Raw genomic sequence first — 15,725 nt, forward strand, 5'->3', positions numbered from 1 at the left:
ATCGTGCACATGTATGCAGGAAAGGGAGGTCAGATAAAGATGTTTGATTACTTTGAAGAGAGTCTAAATACACAAGGCCGCAATAAAACGGAGATGGCCATTAAGAAAGCGATTAGGGATTATGTATCGCAGGAATTAGTAAAACCACTGTTTTTAACATTAGACGGTAAGATAAAATCGATCGTACAAGCTTTAAATGATAAAAACAGAATAGAGTTAGCGATGGAGATCCTGCCGCACATTATAGACTTAGTAAAACAAGTGGAGAAAGTGGGCCCGCAGGAGGTCATCATTGAAAACTACCCGACTTTCGTGCAAGAGGTTGCAGAATATGCAGATTATATCATTCCTAAGTATTATCGGACGCATAAAGATGAATACCTGACAGGTAGCTATCAGCGTGCCTGTGTATCCTCATTGGTGGACGGTCTCGTGTATAGAGTGAATGTAAATATGAAGAGTCCATCGATCGCACCACAGCTTAAAGCCACTGAAAAGCAGCAGAAACTCGTTGAAAACCTGATTAAAATAAATAAAATCAAACTCATAAAAAAGAGTACAGAACTTACCAAAGAAGAAGCGGGCGTGATCATTGCTGTTTTGCACCACAATATCATCGGTGAAGAAACGAATACATTCTATCAGAGTCTCATAAATCCGTTATAATGACAATTTGTATAAAGCAGATACATTTATTTAGAACAACAAGCCTCTTCCACACTCACACGTCATAATGGCCTGTTTTTCCTTTATCTGATAAAGAGTAAAAAATTAATACAATTTTATGGAGGTGCCCTTCATTAATAAAAAGGCAAAGATGATAATTGGTTTAATAAGTTGTCTTATTCTATTCATTTTTGGCGTGTATCGTTTAATTGTTGTCTATCCAAATGGATTATTTGTTCCTGTTATTTTTATAATCGTCGGTTATATAGGATTTATTAGTGGGATTATAGAACTGAAAAAAAATAAATGATTCTTGAACTAATGGATTTAATTCAGAAGAAAGACTGTTGTGCTATAAAATTAAGGAAAAATAAATATATCTTGCTACTGGCAGAGTAGATGTTTGTCTTTAATGTCACACAGTCAACTACCCGCCACTTATCGACCTTGCAGTCTGATTGAAGTGGGGGCTTGCAAGAGCCTTTAGTTGTCTAGCCTACGTTTTTCGAAAACGACGTTGGTTTGGTTATCACACCCTCGGATGATACCCTAGTCCGTTGCTCTGTGCAGGCGCTGTAATAGTTCCGAATGGGGAGGAACGGTCAACCTGATGTGGCGGTATTACCGCAAAGCCTTATCAACATTGGCGAAGGGTAACAAACTCTGAAAGGAGGGAACACGTTATGCTCGTGTTCGTCATGAATATACATGGTGAAGCATTGATGCCATGTAAGCCAAGAAAAGCAAGATTGTTACTGAAACAAAAGAAAGCAAAGATTGTGTCATACAAACCATTTACCATCCAGTTGTTGTATGGAAGCAGCGGCTATAAACAAGAAGTAAGAATCGGCGTCGATTTAGGGGCAAAACACGTTGGCCTTGCTATGACAAGTGAAGAAAACGTCCTAATCAAAGGTGAAATCGAGTTACGGCAAGATGTAAAAACGTTACTTGATACTAGACGGAGTTACAGACGTTCAAGGCGAAACCGGAAAACCCGGTATCGGAAACCCCGATTTCAGAATCGTACACGTCCAGCTGGCTGGCTGCCACCAAGTATCCAAAGTCGAATCGAAAATACGTTTTTTTGGGTTGACAAGTTCTGTTCGTTTGTCCCCAATCCCATATTGACGATTGAAGTGGGGAAATTCGATGCTCAAAAAATGATGAATCCCGACATACAGGGAGTGGAGTACCAGCAAGGGCAAATGCTTGGCTATTATGATGTGCGGTATTTCGTGCTTGCGAGAGATCGCTATACGTGTCAAATATGCAAGAAAAAGAACAAAATCTTCAACACGCACCACATTGTTTACCGCTCACATGGCGGAACAGATCGGGCAGATAATTTAGTGACGGTTTGTACCGATTGCCATACGTACGACAATCATCAAAAAGGGAACATTCTGTATAAATGGATGATGGAAGGAAAGAAGCTGCCGCGCTACAAAGAAGGCACCTTCATGAATGTATTTCGCAGGCGGGTATTCACTAAGTATCCCGATGCGTCGTTCACATACGGCTCGATCACCACACCAAAGCGTAAAGAACTAGGATTAGAAAAGACGCATACGAATGATGCGATTGCGATTAGTGGGATACTTGCCATCAAGAAGAATGCCGATACGATGTTCAAAATCAAACAGTTTCGCAAAAAGAAACGCTCCTTGCATGAAGCAACAGCAAGAAAAGGGCGTACAGCGAAGAATATCACAAGTAAGCGAAACGAAAAGAATACAAAACAGCTCAAAGGTTTTTATCTGAATGACAAAGTGAGATTATTCGGGAAAATGGGTTATATTACTGGATTCACCGGAACTAGCGGTGCTTATGTCAAGACAATGGAAGAGGACTATATCACCGTTCCGAATAAAAGCTACAAACAAGTCAGCCTAAAGGAATTGACGATGATCCATCACAACCATAATTGGCAGTATGAACAAAAAGCCTCTGGCTGAAGCCAATCGACATTCATCTCACCATTTTAACTGGGCTTTGCCCGCGGCGGTTAGAAGTGGGAGACTTCTGTCGGAAATCATGTTAAATGAAAATTAAGTACATCACTTATATATAGTGGTGTACTTTTTTGTTTATGAAGTAGAGATAGAGCAGCTTGAATCAGCGAAGGGCAGAGTTTGTCGAACAGAGCGTAACACGATTGTATCGAACACGGAGTGATTCAGCTATATGAACCGATTTTCTTTTATCTATTGAAAATAAATACATATTGTGCAAAATTCACATAAAAATTATACATGAAACAGCGAAGAACATAAATTAATGAGTTAATTTTGTACACAGTTGCAATTTTGTTGAAAAACAAAGAATACGGTGTTTTGACTCAACTTTTAAATATTGATTATCATATCGACTCTCTTTACTTTAGTCATGGACTTTCAGTTGTTATTTAAGGTTATGAAAATGGAGGTTTTACATAAATGAATAAATTATTACAAGGATGGACGCTATTCCAGATTACATGGTTAAGCATTTTTACAATTATCAACATTTCACTTTTCTTTATCTGGGATGATACCGTTATCGGACTGATTTCTTCTTTAACAGGAATGATATGCGTCGTTCAAGCAGCACGAGGAAAGTTATCTAATTATTACTTTGGACTTGTTAATACAGTGACATATGCCTATATCGCATTAGGGAATGCATTTTATGGAGAAGTGATGCTTTATATACTGTTTTACCTTCCAATTCAATTCATCGGATTCTACATGTGGAAGAAAAATATGAACCATTATACAAATGAAGTAAAAGCAAAGAAAATGAGTAAAAAGCAGATGGTGATGTTATTCATAGTATTTATTGCTTCTATGATTGGATATAGTTACTTCTTAGTGATGATTGACAGCAACTTTGCCATCCTAGATGCTTCTATTGTAATCTTATCTATCATTGCACAAATTTTAATGATTAAACGCTATACGGAACAGTGGTTGCTGTGGATTATGGTAAACATCGCAAGTATTACATTGTGGGCTTCTGCATTTATAAGTGACGGAAATGATGTAACCCTGTTGGTAATGTACAGTGCTTTTTTCTTCAACAGTCTATATGGATATATTAAATGGAATAAGGCGGCGAAAATGGCATGAGTAAAACAGTAGGTTTCTATGGAGGTAAATTTTTACCGATCCATAATGGTCATGTATACGCCATGAAAGAAGCTAGTAAGATAGTAGATGAACTTTATGTAATGGTCATGCATGATGAAGAATGGGAGAAAAGTCTTTGTAAAAGCACGAAAGTTGAACCGATTCCACCGAAATTAAGAGTACGATGGTGGAAACAAATTACAAAAAATATGCCCAATGTCCATGTTCATTCTGTTTATGAGCAACAAACAGGAAGTATTGCAGATTGGGCAAGGGGAGCAAAAGGAATTAGGAAGATAATTAACAAACCTATTCATTATGTTTTCAGTTCAGAAGAATCATATTCACCAATATTTAATAAACTATATCCCGAAGCAAAACACACTATCATTGATCAAAAACGCAGCACGCACAATATATCCGCCACAAAAATTCGCAAAGAAGGCGTTTTTAAAAATTGGGGTTTCATACCTAATGAAGTGAAACCCTATTTTACCAAGAAAGTTGTAGTAGTTGGAACGGAAAGTTGTGGGAAAAGTACGATGGTTAAAAATTTATCAAAACATTTCCATGCATCCTATGTTGAAGAGTATGGCAGAGCCTATTATGAGAATCTATTCGGCAACTCAAAATTGGACAATATTACAATAGCTCAAGACTTTATGAATATTGCTATTGGACATAAATATCGTGAAGAGTTGTCTTTGAGTAAATGTGATCCGATTATATTTATTGACACAGAAGCGATTGTAACTAAATATTACTCAATGATTTATTCTGAAGGACTCAATATCAACAATTCTTTAGATGGAATCATTAAGAATCAACATTATGATTTATGGTTGTTTCTCGAACCAACCGTAGAATGGATCCAGGATGGGACACGTTCATTCGGTGAAAAAGAGGAAAGAGAGCAAAACAATAAGCTTCTGAAATTACTTCTTGATGAGTATAAAGTGAAATATACTTCTATAGATGGAGACTATGAGGAAAGAACACAAAGAGCAATTGAATTAGTGAATCAAATTTTACCTGTAAATAACTGATCCATCGTTTCACTGCTTCCTCCAGAACGTGGTGCAGACAACGTACTTTGATACAAGCCTTATAGACATTATGAAGTCTAATTTAAAGGTGATTTCAACAGAATCTACTCTTATTGAATACATTATTTGTACTGAATGTGCATTTATAATCGAAAGCTATGTAAAAAAGCCAGAGAAATTTAAGAAATCGACTGTATTTTTCATAAAAATTAATAGGAAAGAAACAATGAAAAGAAGGAAAAGCCCGATTTGAGCTTTCCTTCTTTTCAATTTGTAAATCCGAAACAGTGTGATGATATAATAGCTATAAAATAGTAGCTAAAGCAGGAGGATCAGTGAAAAGCAATTTTGCCTTTTTTATTGGGAAATAGGATGTTCTTTTTCATTTAGGAGAGACAGCGGAACGGAATGTCCATTAAACAAGGCTGAACAAGAACGCATAGTAGAGATTGTTTTAAACTTGTTAGAAAAAAAGGAACAGAGTGATACATTCATTCAGGAAAGCAGTTTTACTACAGTAAAATATTTAACGGGAAATGCTACATACATAAGAGAAAAGAGTGGATAATCATGAATGACGCTTTATTGCAAGAGATAAACGAAGTCTTAATGGATCATTACAATGATGTAGTTAGCTGGCGAAGATATATGCACAAAAATCCGGAATTATCATTTAAAGAAGTGAAGACAGCGGAGTATATTAAAGAGAAGTTGGTTGGCTTCGGGTTAGAAGTAAAAACAAATATTGGCGGTCACGGTTTGATTGGCATTTTAAAAGGTGAGCAAGCAGGAAAGACGATCGCCTTAAGAGCAGATTTTGATGCTTTGCCCATTCATGATGAAAAAGAGGTACCTTATAAATCACAAAATCCAGGAGTCATGCATGCATGCGGCCATGATGGACATACAGCTGCTTTGTTAGGAACTGCGAAAGCATTAAGCCAGTTTCATCATCAAATAAAAGGGAATGTAATTTTTATTTTTCAGCCAGCGGAAGAAACACCACCAGGGGGAGCCAAGTTTATGATTGAAGATGGAGTCCTAGATGATGTGGACTATGTTTTTGGCGCCCATTTAGATTCCCAAACACCGTTAGGAAAAATAGCTGTAGGTGAAGGATATCAAATGGCTGCAGTCGACAAATTTGCGATTCATATTCAGGGAAAAGGCGGTCATGGCGCAAGCCCTCAAGATGCAATTGATTCTATCGTGATCGGCAGTGATATCGTAAGTTCGTTACAAAAAATTGTCAGCCGTCGTGTTAATCCACTACAATCCGCCGTAGTAACGATTGGTGTTTTTCAATCAGGAAGCGCCTTTAATGTTATTGCTGATAAAGCGATTTTAGAAGGAACAGTTCGTACATTTGATGCTGCTATTCGCAAACAGGTAGAAAAACAAATTTATAGCATTGTAGAGGGGATTACCTCCGCGTTTGATGCCACATATACGATTGATTATTTAAATGGCTATCCTGCTTTGTATAATCATCCGGAAGAAACAGAAACCGTACGAACATTGCTTATCGAACAATTTTCTGAAGAGAACATTGTGGAAATAGAAACTTCTATGGGAGCGGAAGACTTTTCTTATTTTCTACTTGAAAAGCCAGGTACTTATTTTAAAATAGGGTCACAAAATGAAGATGCAGCCACCCACTACCCTCATCATCATCCGAAATTCGATTTTGATGAGCGGGCTTTGTTAAATGCTGAAAAATCATTTGTGAAAATTGTCTCTCATTATTTATTTTAAATAGTGCCTTCAAGAATAGTAAAATCTGTTTATGATATAAAAAATAATGTGTGCCAAGAAGCAGCTGACCATCAAACATTTGAATAGAGAGCAAGCTGCTTCTTTTTCACATCGTGTACTTTTTATTCCTCATTCCACTGTGTAATGGTATACGTTGGTACAAGGTTGTCTGTTTTGTTCTCGGTTATAAAACGTATAAGGTGTTCTCTATCCACCAATTTCACTCCACTTTTTTTAGCAAGATCGCAGGCGTTTTTTGTAAACGTATTGTTTGTTACCACCCATGCTTCATGGGCATTATAGTATGTTTTAGCAGAAAATACTTGCTGAACAGAAGCGACCCCTACTGCTTTACCGTATCGTTTCGCTTGTACAGCAATAAAATTTCCGTCTTTATTTAACAATAAGTCTGCTCCGTAATCGCCGGAAGCGGGAGTAAGTTCTACTTCATAGCCTAAATCCTCAAATAATATACTTAAATAATTTTCAAAGTCTACTCCTGACATTCTATCAATCTCGCCCATACTGGCTTGAAGAACCCTTTTGCTCTTTAAACGGTGCACAGTTGACTGAAGATAAAGATATAAAGCAAAAACAGAAAGAATAATTAATACAAAAGCGACCGTCATCCGTGGATATTGAAAAGCAAGAAGAAAGAAGATAAAGCCAAGAATAACTTGATTGAAAAGTATGTCTGTTTTTTTGTTCTCTGTTTTATGAGCCATGTGTATATGTCCTTTCTTTAAAGTACATCCTCCGCTACTTTACTCAACTTTATTGCATATCATGATTCATTTTCTGTTTTTTCGTTCAAAATGGTAGTAATAATGATCAACTGTATAAACGGGATAGAGAGAAGTATGCCTGACAAGGAGGCTAAGGAAAGAGAGGTTAAAAATTTTATTCTTCTTATATGAAGAAACGTTGAATAGGGTAAACATAACAAAGTGCATTTTCCAAAAATGAAATAGATTAATGAGGAGGAGATGAAATGGATTCCGGTGGAAACGAACAGCAGTTAAAAGAGGTTCATGAGATGATGGAAAGTAAGTTGAGAACGATTGAAGAATCCACGCCAGAAAATATGTCCAACGACCAGCTGTTAGATCAGAAAGCAGTGAATCTTACATTTGCGATAAAGGAAACCATTGAAGAAGCGGCGGCGAGAGGAATTGTCGTGAAAAATGTGAAGATAGAGCCAACAGAAAAGGGAATTACAGTAAAATTTTTTTTATGAAAAGGCTCTATTATAGAACATGGTTGATTTTTGGCTCATTTTATCAATAACATTGTTTAACATAGCCTATGAAAAAGAGGGATCTTATCGCCTGATAATAGGGAACGAAAAGGGCCGCCCTCTTGACGGCAGAGGACGGCCCTTTTTTATTCACAAAAATGTTCGCTGTACTTTATGCCAAAATGAATTATTTTTCAGCTTCACCGTTTTAATGATTTTACCAGACAGTTCGATCTTAATGTTTTTCGTATTTTGCACGCTGAGTGCTTCATTATCGAGTCCGATAAGAGGATGATCGTTGCCATCTTGGACAATTTGAAGAGTAAGCTTTCGGCTGTCACTTAAAATAAATGATGAACCGAGCGTACGGAATTGATTGTTGTTAAGCGATGCCATTTCACTTACTTGCATACACGGAATAAGCGGATCCACAACCGCTCCGTTTAATGAGCGATTGTATGCTGTACTCCCCGTTGGTGTTGAAACAACGATTCCATCGCCGCGGAATGTTTCAAAATGCAAATCGTCAATAAAGACATCAATCACAAATGTTTTAATAATGGATGAGCGCACAGACAGCTCGTTTAAACAATGAAAGTGAGTGTGACCATCCAAATGAACATCAATGACCGGATATCGGCGTACTTCTATACTGGCGGTTTGCATGGCTTCGATCATTGATTCTGTATCGTAAATATGAAAATCGCAATACAAGCTGGTTTCTACTTCATCTGTCACCCCGACATACAAGCAGTCGTTGCGGAAACCGGATTTTCGGACCGCTTGCAAAAAGGCCCCATCGCCGCCAACAGCAACGATAATGTTGGCGTCCATCGAGCGATCGACAATCGTGAACCCTTGCTCTTTTGCGATCGTCATAAGGGCTTCTATATCGTTTGATTTTGCTGGATCTTTTTTATAGGAAAAAAACATCTTTCTTCTTGTTTCCATCGACAATAAACTCCTTTATCAGACCAAGATATGTTCATTCTACTGGATAATGGCGTCAATAGTAAAGGAGGGAGACGCTGTGATGAAAAAAGCAATTGTAAGGGGTACAGACTGCGTGAAAGGTTCTCTAATGACTGAAGGGTGTACGGTTGAATTGAAATGAAAAAGGGGCTATCCCCATCATGAGAGGCAGCCCTTTTTCGTTTAAATTGGTCGTCAGACGGAAGGAATGTTCGCTTCTCATTTGAAGCAAGGTACGCTAGTGAGGGGTTCTCCGGAATGGGTGTTACGCTTCCATCGCCTGTTCGCTATCCCGATCTTTACGCATCAAATGAAGGGTGAAGAGGTCCTTCGGTACTTCAAATAAATCAAATACAATCTCATTTTTGTTTATTTTGGCATATACATCTGGGCGTGTATCATTGGCCGGAACCGCATAAGGCAGTTTTTCTGCCGCTTTACGGGAGCGGATATTCACTTTACGAATCGACATGTAAACAGATTCAATTCCGATTTCGTAAAATAATTCTTTGAAAAACTCTTCCTTCGCGGGCTCATTGTATCCTTTGCCATGGAATGGTTTTCCAAGCCACGTGCCAAGGAAACCGGCGTTTTCCTCGATGTCATATAAGTTAATTGTGCCAATCGGATTGCCCCATTCATCTAAAATGGTCCGCGAAATTAATTCGCCGCGTTCCTCCGATTCAATATTTTGCTTCGTGACAAACACAAATTCTTCATAAGATTTCACTTTATGACGCACGAAAGGGAAGACCTCCGGGTGCATCATCAAATCAAATAAAGCATGACTTTCATGAACATCGCGCTTCTTCAACATTGTAATTCCCTCCTTTTTCACATTGAGAGCACAGCGGTTCTAGAGTCCGATTCGCCCTCGAAATTTTTTATAGATGGTAAAACGAGACCGTCCCAACATCAGCCTGTCCACAAAAAATTCCGGGATGGGAATCGAACCCATTAGAACCAGTTGAAGAAACCGGTGGCGCACCATTTGCCTTCCCATACACAACATTTATTAAAATGTCTCAGTACCTTCATAATATTAAATTTTTACCCGTTTGCAAATAGTTTTTAAACATGAATTTAAAAAATTTTCGACATTTTTTTCGAAAAAAACAATCGAAAAGATAGATGAAGGTGTCGACGATGGTGTTAGCCGCCATATTACTTACAGCATGCGGCAATGAAGAATCAGAATCCATTGCAGCAGATACAGAACTTGATTTAACGATCGCAACAGATGAATACCATGAGTATGAAGTATGCGATCGATGAACTTGATTTATTCGTCACAAAAACTGAAAAATGTGCAGAAGCCGTCAAAACAAATGACATCGGGCTGGCCAAAACATTGTATGCACCGTATTGAAAAAAGGCTATGGGTGGACCATGCGACAGAAGGCTGCGAAGAATATGCAAGAGCAGTTAATAGATGAAACGAAGCTGCTTCGAGCGAAGGTTGAAACGGTATTTCGTTACTCTTTTTGTGCTGCTTTTTATTATATGCGGATGGGTGAACTCTGGTGCACAAGCAGAAACAAATACAGATCTTTTATTTGTGCCGATTGGCGATGCGATAATGGAAGTAAAAGACCGCGATTTACAGCCGTTGAAGAAAACATGGCCGCAATCCCTTTTGAAATTTTAGTCACTTCAAGCAGCGGGTGTGATCAATACGCATCAAGCATCGTATGTTCTATTTATCGCCATGATCAGCCTGTATCCGACAAGAGAAAGCATTGTGCTACAAGTTGTCCTGCTCATACTTATTGCAACGAGGGCTATTTGGATGAAAAAACAAGAATTATCTGCTTGACAGAAAGATCAAAATAAGTTCATAATGTATACAACATTCGAATAATACCTTTCCGGGGCAGGGTGCAACTCCCGACCGGCGGTGATGGGCCACATATGGTCTTCAGTCCGTGACCCGCATTTATGCGGTGGATCTGGTGAAATTCCAGAGCCGACAGTGAAAGTCTGGATGGGAGGAAAGGATAAGACGCGTTTGCTAATTTTTGAAATTAGTATGTATAACGCTTATTTGTTAACGCTAAAATGGGGCCCCGCATTATATTTAATGTAAGGGCCCCTTTATTTGTGTACTGGCGGATAGTATAAGAGAAGGGAGCGTGTTTATGCAAGAAACGTACTATATGAATATTGCATTGTCTCTAGCTAAAGGAGCCGCTTATCAAACGTCTCCTAACCCACCGGTTGGCGCAGTCGTTGTGAAAGACGGCCGGATTATCGGCATGGGTGCTCATTTAAAAGCTGGTGAAGCTCATGCAGAAGTAACGGCGCTTGCCATAGCGGGTGATCATGCAAAAGGTGCTGATATTTACGTAACGCTTGAACCGTGTGCTCATTTTGGGAAAACACCCCCGTGTGCAAATCTCATTATTGAAAAAGGCCTTCGCCGCGTATTTATCGCAGCTGTCGATCCTAATCCGCTCGTCGGAGGAAAAGGCATCGATAAAATGCGTGCAGCTGGTATCAATGTGACAACCGGTATTTGTGAAAAAGAAGCACACACATTGCTTGCGCCGTTTTTTCATTTTATTCAAGCGAAACGACCTTATGTTACGATTAAAACAGCCGTCACCGCCGACGGCAAAACGGCTGCTCATACTGGACACAGCCGCTGGATCACAAATGATGCTGCCAGAGAAGATGTACACCTTCTAAGATCACAAAACGATGCCATTTTAACCGGTATCGGAACAGTCTTACATGACAATCCACTCCTAACCTCCCGTTTGCCCCGCGGAGGAAAAAACCCTATTCGGGTGCTGCTGGATACGCATTTACGCGTTCCGATTGATTTCCACATTATTCAAAATAAAGAAGCAAAAACAATTATTTTTTGTGCAAGTGATGCACAAACCACAAAACAGCGCGCACTGGAAGATGCCGGCGTGACGATTATTCGCCTGCCGAATATGTCGATTACCGCTGTGCTTGATGAACTTGGCGAAATGGGTATCATGACGCTGTTTGTGGAAGCTGGTGCAGAAGTAAACGCATCCTTTTTAGACAGTGGTTTGTTTAATAAACTGATCATGTACATCGCGCCAAAACTCATTGGCGGAAAGTCTGCCCCGTCATCATTCGGCGGTCTTGGCAGATCGGTCATGACTGAAGCGCTGCCGCTCAAATTTACATCCGTTGAGATGATCGGTCCAGATTTGAAAATTGTCGCTGAAAGAAGGAATGATTAAATGTTTACCGGCATTATTGAAGAAGTCGGCAAAATTGAGCGCATTGTCCGGGGAGGAAAATCGCTTCAGTTAATGATTGCCGCTAAAAAAGTTGTATCAGATGTTCAATTAGGAGACAGCATTTCGGTAAACGGCGTTTGTTTAACGGTTACAACCTTCACGAAAACTCATTTTACGGCAGATGTCATGCCTGAAACGTTTACATCCACTTCCCTGTCGATGTTAACACCAGGGTCATCGGTTAATTTAGAACGTGCGATGGCTGCAAATGGCCGATTTGGCGGTCATTTTGTCTCAGGGCACGTGGATGGTGTTGGACATATTACAGCAAAAAAACTAGAAGAGAATGCGCTTTATATGACCATATCCTATCCTGTGCATCTTGCCCGTTATTTGTTGTACAAAGGGTCGATTGCTCTTGACGGAACATCGCTTACTTTATTTGGTGTGACCGATCATGATCTAACAGTATCGCTTATCCCGCATACACGGGATGAAACAGTACTTGCTGCAAAAGGAATTGGTGACCCCGTCAATATCGAATGCGACATGCTTGCGAAATACGTCGGCAATATGTTGGAGAAAAAAGAAGGATCGCAAAAAGAAGGCATTACGATGGATTTATTAAAAGAGAGCGGCTATTTATAAGGAGGGGACATCCTATGTTTTCAGATATTGAATCAGCAATAGAGGACTTAAAGAATGGGAAAATGATTATCGTTGTTGATGATGAAGACCGTGAAAATGAAGGAGATTTACTTGGGCTTGCTGAATTGGCAGATGGGGCAATGATTAATTTTATGGCAAAAGAAGCGCGAGGTCTTATTTGTGTACCCATTGAAGAAAACATTGCGGACCGCCTCAATTTGCATGCGATGGTTGACCATAATACAGACAGTCATGGGACTGCTTTTACAGTTAGCGTTGACCATATTTGGACAACGACTGGCATTAGTGCTTTTGAACGCGCGGATACGATTCGAGCACTTGTGGATGAACAGTCTATGCCTGCTGATTTTAAGCGTCCAGGCCATATTTTCCCGTTGGTCGCAAAAGACGGAGGCGTCCTGCGACGGACCGGTCATACGGAAGCAGCGGTTGATTTTGCCAAGCTCGCGGGAGCAAAGCCGGCTGGTGTTATTTGTGAAATTATGAATGAAGACGGTACGATGGCGCGTCTGCCAGAACTTGAAGTGATGGCAGAGAAACACGGATTGAAAATAGTGACGATTGAGCAGCTTGTTGCTTATCGGCGTGGCCACGAGTCGCTAATCCGCCGTGAAGCAGATATTCAGCTGCCAACATCTTTTGGTAGATTCCGTGCAGTCGGCTATGAAGAAGAATTGACGGGACAGGAGCATGTTGCGCTTGTTAAAGGCGATATTACAGGCGAAGAACCGGTGCTTGTACGCGTTCATTCAGAATGCTTAACAGGCGACATTTTCGGTTCATACAGATGTGATTGCGGACCGCAGCTTCATGCAGCCCTCCATCAAATTGAAGAAGAAGGCCGAGGTGTTCTTCTTTATATGCGCCAAGAAGGCCGTGGCATCGGGCTTATCAACAAGATGAAAGCATATGAACTACAAGAGCAAGGCTATGACACTGTGGAAGCGAACGTAAAACTTGGCTTTAAAGATGATTTACGTGATTATGGCATCGGTGCTCAAATTTTACGGGACCTAGGTATTACGAAAATGAAATTGCTTACGAATAATCCGCGTAAAATAACCGGTTTAAAAGGGTATGGAATCGAAGTGACGGATCGCGTGCCAATTGAGATGATCCCGAACGCGGACAACCGAAATTATTTGCAGACCAAATTGTCAAAGCTAGGCCATATTTTAAACTTAACAGAAGAGGGGATATAAAGATGGGAAAAACATTTGAAGGTCATTTAATAGGGACAGATTTAAAAGTAGGAATCGTTGCAGGGCGTTTTAACGAATTTATTACAGGAAAACTTGTGAGCGGTGCAGAAGACGGATTTATTCGCCACGGAGTGAATGCGGATAATATTGACATCGCTTGGGTGCCAGGTGCATTCGAACTGCCGATGGCTGCAAAAAAAATGGCCGAAAGCGGTAAATACGATGCTGTCATTACACTTGGTGCAGTGATTCGCGGTGCAACAGCTCACTTTGATTATGTATGCAATGAAGCAGCGAAAGGCATTTCACAAGCAGGTCTTCAAACTGGTGTGCCTGTTATTTTTGGTCTATTAACAACAGATACGATTGAACAATCGATTGAACGTGCAGGAACAAAAGCAGGAAATAAAGGCTGGGAAGCCGCTATTTCAGCTATTGAAATGGCGAACTTGCTTCGTTCGTTCGACGCATAATCTGCGTCCAATCGATTTAGATAAGATCGTCTATTAAGCTGTCCGGATTGTCCGGCAGCTTTTTTTAAATGAATAAGGAAAGATGGCAGCAATTCATATGGCTGTGCCCGAATGTGTGAAGAAACAAGTATCACCGTGTACAGCTCGTCCTTTTTGACTGTTGCAATTTTTGTTATACTATAGAAAAAAGAAGTGTTGAAAGAGGCGATGGACATGGAATTGAAATTAATTAAAGGCCACGGATCGGGCAATGATTTTTTACTTATTGATGAATGGACACATGGATACAGCTTTACAGAAGAAAACCGGCGTGACCTTGCATTGGTGCTTTGCGATCGGGAAACAGGCATTGGTGCAGATGGTATTTTATTTGTCATGGAAAGTACGAAGGCAGATGCAAAAATGCGTATTTTCAATTCGGATGGTTCAGAAGCATCTATGTGTGGGAACGGTCTTCGAGTGCACGGACGATATGTATGCGACAAATTAGGACGCGACGAAATTGTTGTGGAGACAAATAGAGCCAATTTATATGTAAAGCGTGATGGTGATATTTATGAAGGTGTGCCGGCGTACCGAGTGGAAATTTCACCGGTCCTATTTGAACTGGACTCTTTGCCAATGGCCATCGGCAAAGATCGACTTTTTGATGAGAAAGTAGAAGAATTATCGGATTCGATTCATTTCTCAGCGCTTGCCGTGCCGAATCCGCATTTAATTGCCGTTTGCGATCGATCATTGATTGCATCCGGTGAGCAAAAACGAATTGCCCAAATGTTGAACAGCCCGAATGATATTTGCCCGGATGGTGTAAACGTCAGCTTCGTTTATCCGATCAAAGATCGCGCTATTTACGTTCGTACATATGAACGCGGCGTCGGGTTTACTAATGCATGCGGAACAGCCATGTCGGCTTCTACATTAACGACATGTCAGCTAGGGTTAAACGATTATGAAACGCCTGTTGATGTATACAATAATGGCGGGAAAGTACGTTGTGTGGTACACCAACACGAAGCGGGCCGCTATTCCATTGACCTTATTGGAAATGGCACGTATTTATTTGAAGCGATTGTTCATTTAGAGCTCGACAGCCCACGCCAATTTCAGCTAAAAGACCAGAAAGCATATAAAGAGCAGGCTGCATATGATCAGTTGCGTGAAGAAGTCGAATCCTATTTACATGCAGAAGTTTTTTAATCCAGGACGTGTTCCTGGATTTTTTTATTTTTACCATAATGACCTTCTGTACGAGAGCTTTATAATAAGGCAAAAAAACAGTTGAATCATCTTAATATGATAAAAAGATGAATTATTTGACAAATAAGAATAAACAAGATACTTTGATAATGTAAGCGCTTTATAAATTCGTTT

General features: G+C 39.9%; 18 protein-coding genes and 1 riboswitch. Of the genes, 15 read left to right on the top strand and 3 right to left on the bottom strand.

From position 1 onward, the window contains the following. The first annotated feature begins 39 nt into the window (after window positions 1–39). The 5 genes from ACZYRN_RS04555 to ACZYRN_RS04575 all read left to right on the top strand — a co-directional run bounded on the left by ACZYRN_RS04555 (window position 40) and on the right by ACZYRN_RS04575 (window position 6,577). Window positions 40–666 carry a hypothetical protein gene (locus ACZYRN_RS04555; RefSeq protein ID WP_488910305.1) on the top strand — a complete coding sequence of 209 codons (627 nt, stop codon included), beginning with the start codon at window positions 40–42 and terminating at the stop codon, window positions 664–666. 683 nt (window positions 667–1,349) lie between these two features. Next, window positions 1,350–2,624 (top strand): RNA-guided endonuclease IscB, encoded by a 1,275-nt coding sequence (gene iscB / locus ACZYRN_RS04560; RefSeq protein ID WP_488910307.1) that lies wholly within the window; start codon window positions 1,350–1,352, stop codon window positions 2,622–2,624. A 480-nt stretch (window positions 2,625–3,104) separates the two neighbouring features. Next, a complete protein-coding gene (pnuC, locus tag ACZYRN_RS04565) occupies window positions 3,105–3,776 on the top strand; it encodes a nicotinamide riboside transporter PnuC (RefSeq protein ID WP_488910309.1) in 672 nt (223 codons plus the stop codon). Next, window positions 3,773–4,822, top strand: a complete 1,050-nt coding sequence (gene nadR, locus ACZYRN_RS04570) for a multifunctional transcriptional regulator/nicotinamide-nucleotide adenylyltransferase/ribosylnicotinamide kinase NadR (protein WP_488910311.1) — start codon at window positions 3,773–3,775, stop codon at window positions 4,820–4,822. Before pnuC ends, nadR begins: the two co-directional genes overlap by 4 nt. A gap of 570 nt (window positions 4,823–5,392) precedes the next feature. After that, on the top strand, window positions 5,393–6,577 hold the full coding sequence (locus ACZYRN_RS04575) for a M20 metallopeptidase family protein (RefSeq protein ID WP_488910313.1): 1,185 nt from the start codon (window positions 5,393–5,395) through the stop codon (window positions 6,575–6,577). Window positions 6,578–6,699: 122 nt separating this feature from the next. Here the strand turns inward: ACZYRN_RS04575 and ACZYRN_RS04580 are convergent, their stop codons facing one another. Beyond that, on the bottom strand, window positions 6,700–7,302 hold the full coding sequence (locus tag ACZYRN_RS04580) for a restriction endonuclease (protein WP_488910315.1): 603 nt from the start codon (window positions 7,300–7,302) through the stop codon (window positions 6,700–6,702). Between the two features lie 266 nt (window positions 7,303–7,568). Here ACZYRN_RS04580 and ACZYRN_RS04585 point away from each other — a divergent pair, with 266 nt between their 5' ends. Continuing rightward, the gene (locus ACZYRN_RS04585; protein WP_488910317.1) at window positions 7,569–7,814 is read left to right on the top strand and encodes a hypothetical protein; all 246 of its coding nucleotides are present in this window, start codon (window positions 7,569–7,571) and stop codon (window positions 7,812–7,814) included. A 150-nt stretch (window positions 7,815–7,964) separates the two neighbouring features. Here ACZYRN_RS04585 and ACZYRN_RS04590 read toward each other — a convergent pair whose 3' ends face one another. Together ACZYRN_RS04590 and ACZYRN_RS04595 are read right to left on the bottom strand one after the other, a co-directional pair. Next, window positions 7,965–8,765: an NAD kinase gene (locus ACZYRN_RS04590; protein WP_488910319.1), complete on the bottom strand. Its 801-nt coding sequence runs from the start codon at window positions 8,763–8,765 to the stop codon at window positions 7,965–7,967. Window positions 8,766–9,051: 286 nt separating this feature from the next. Next, window positions 9,052–9,603 (bottom strand): GNAT family N-acetyltransferase, encoded by a 552-nt coding sequence (locus tag ACZYRN_RS04595; protein ID WP_488910320.1) that lies wholly within the window; start codon window positions 9,601–9,603, stop codon window positions 9,052–9,054. 329 nt (window positions 9,604–9,932) lie between these two features. Here ACZYRN_RS04595 and ACZYRN_RS04600 point away from each other — a divergent pair, with 329 nt between their 5' ends. The 9 genes from ACZYRN_RS04600 (at window position 9,933) to dapF (ending at window position 15,551) form a co-directional block, all read left to right on the top strand. Next, the gene (locus tag ACZYRN_RS04600; protein ID WP_488910321.1) at window positions 9,933–10,061 is read left to right on the top strand and encodes a hypothetical protein; all 129 of its coding nucleotides are present in this window, start codon (window positions 9,933–9,935) and stop codon (window positions 10,059–10,061) included. After that, window positions 10,058–10,222 (top strand): hypothetical protein, encoded by a 165-nt coding sequence (locus ACZYRN_RS04605; protein WP_488910322.1) that lies wholly within the window; start codon window positions 10,058–10,060, stop codon window positions 10,220–10,222. Before ACZYRN_RS04600 ends, ACZYRN_RS04605 begins: the two co-directional genes overlap by 4 nt. Continuing rightward, on the top strand, window positions 10,219–10,434 hold the full coding sequence (locus ACZYRN_RS04610; RefSeq protein WP_488910323.1) for a hypothetical protein: 216 nt from the start codon (window positions 10,219–10,221) through the stop codon (window positions 10,432–10,434). Before ACZYRN_RS04605 ends, ACZYRN_RS04610 begins: the two co-directional genes overlap by 4 nt. 18 nt (window positions 10,435–10,452) lie before the next feature. Further along, entirely contained in the window at window positions 10,453–10,602 is a 150-nt protein-coding gene (locus tag ACZYRN_RS04615; RefSeq protein WP_488910324.1) for a hypothetical protein, read from the top strand. Window positions 10,603–10,646: 44 nt separating this feature from the next. Continuing rightward, window positions 10,647–10,786: riboswitch (FMN riboswitch) on the top strand. A gap of 138 nt (window positions 10,787–10,924) precedes the next feature. Next, complete coding sequence (gene ribD / locus ACZYRN_RS04620; RefSeq protein WP_488910325.1) at window positions 10,925–12,007, top strand: bifunctional diaminohydroxyphosphoribosylaminopyrimidine deaminase/5-amino-6-(5-phosphoribosylamino)uracil reductase RibD; 1,083 nt, start codon at window positions 10,925–10,927, stop codon at window positions 12,005–12,007. Continuing rightward, window positions 12,008–12,655, top strand: a complete 648-nt coding sequence (gene ribE / locus ACZYRN_RS04625) for a riboflavin synthase (RefSeq protein WP_488910326.1) — start codon at window positions 12,008–12,010, stop codon at window positions 12,653–12,655. A gap of 14 nt (window positions 12,656–12,669) precedes the next feature. Further along, window positions 12,670–13,878, top strand: a complete 1,209-nt coding sequence (locus tag ACZYRN_RS04630) for a bifunctional 3,4-dihydroxy-2-butanone-4-phosphate synthase/GTP cyclohydrolase II (RefSeq protein ID WP_488910327.1) — start codon at window positions 12,670–12,672, stop codon at window positions 13,876–13,878. A 2-nt stretch (window positions 13,879–13,880) separates the two neighbouring features. Continuing rightward, on the top strand, window positions 13,881–14,351 hold the full coding sequence (ribH, locus tag ACZYRN_RS04635) for a 6,7-dimethyl-8-ribityllumazine synthase (RefSeq protein WP_488910328.1): 471 nt from the start codon (window positions 13,881–13,883) through the stop codon (window positions 14,349–14,351). Between the two features lie 213 nt (window positions 14,352–14,564). Beyond that, a complete protein-coding gene (gene dapF, locus ACZYRN_RS04640) occupies window positions 14,565–15,551 on the top strand; it encodes a diaminopimelate epimerase (protein WP_488910329.1) in 987 nt (328 codons plus the stop codon). The last annotated feature ends 174 nt before the right edge of the window (window positions 15,552–15,725 follow it).

Source organism: Domibacillus sp. F004, from assembly GCF_057814295.1.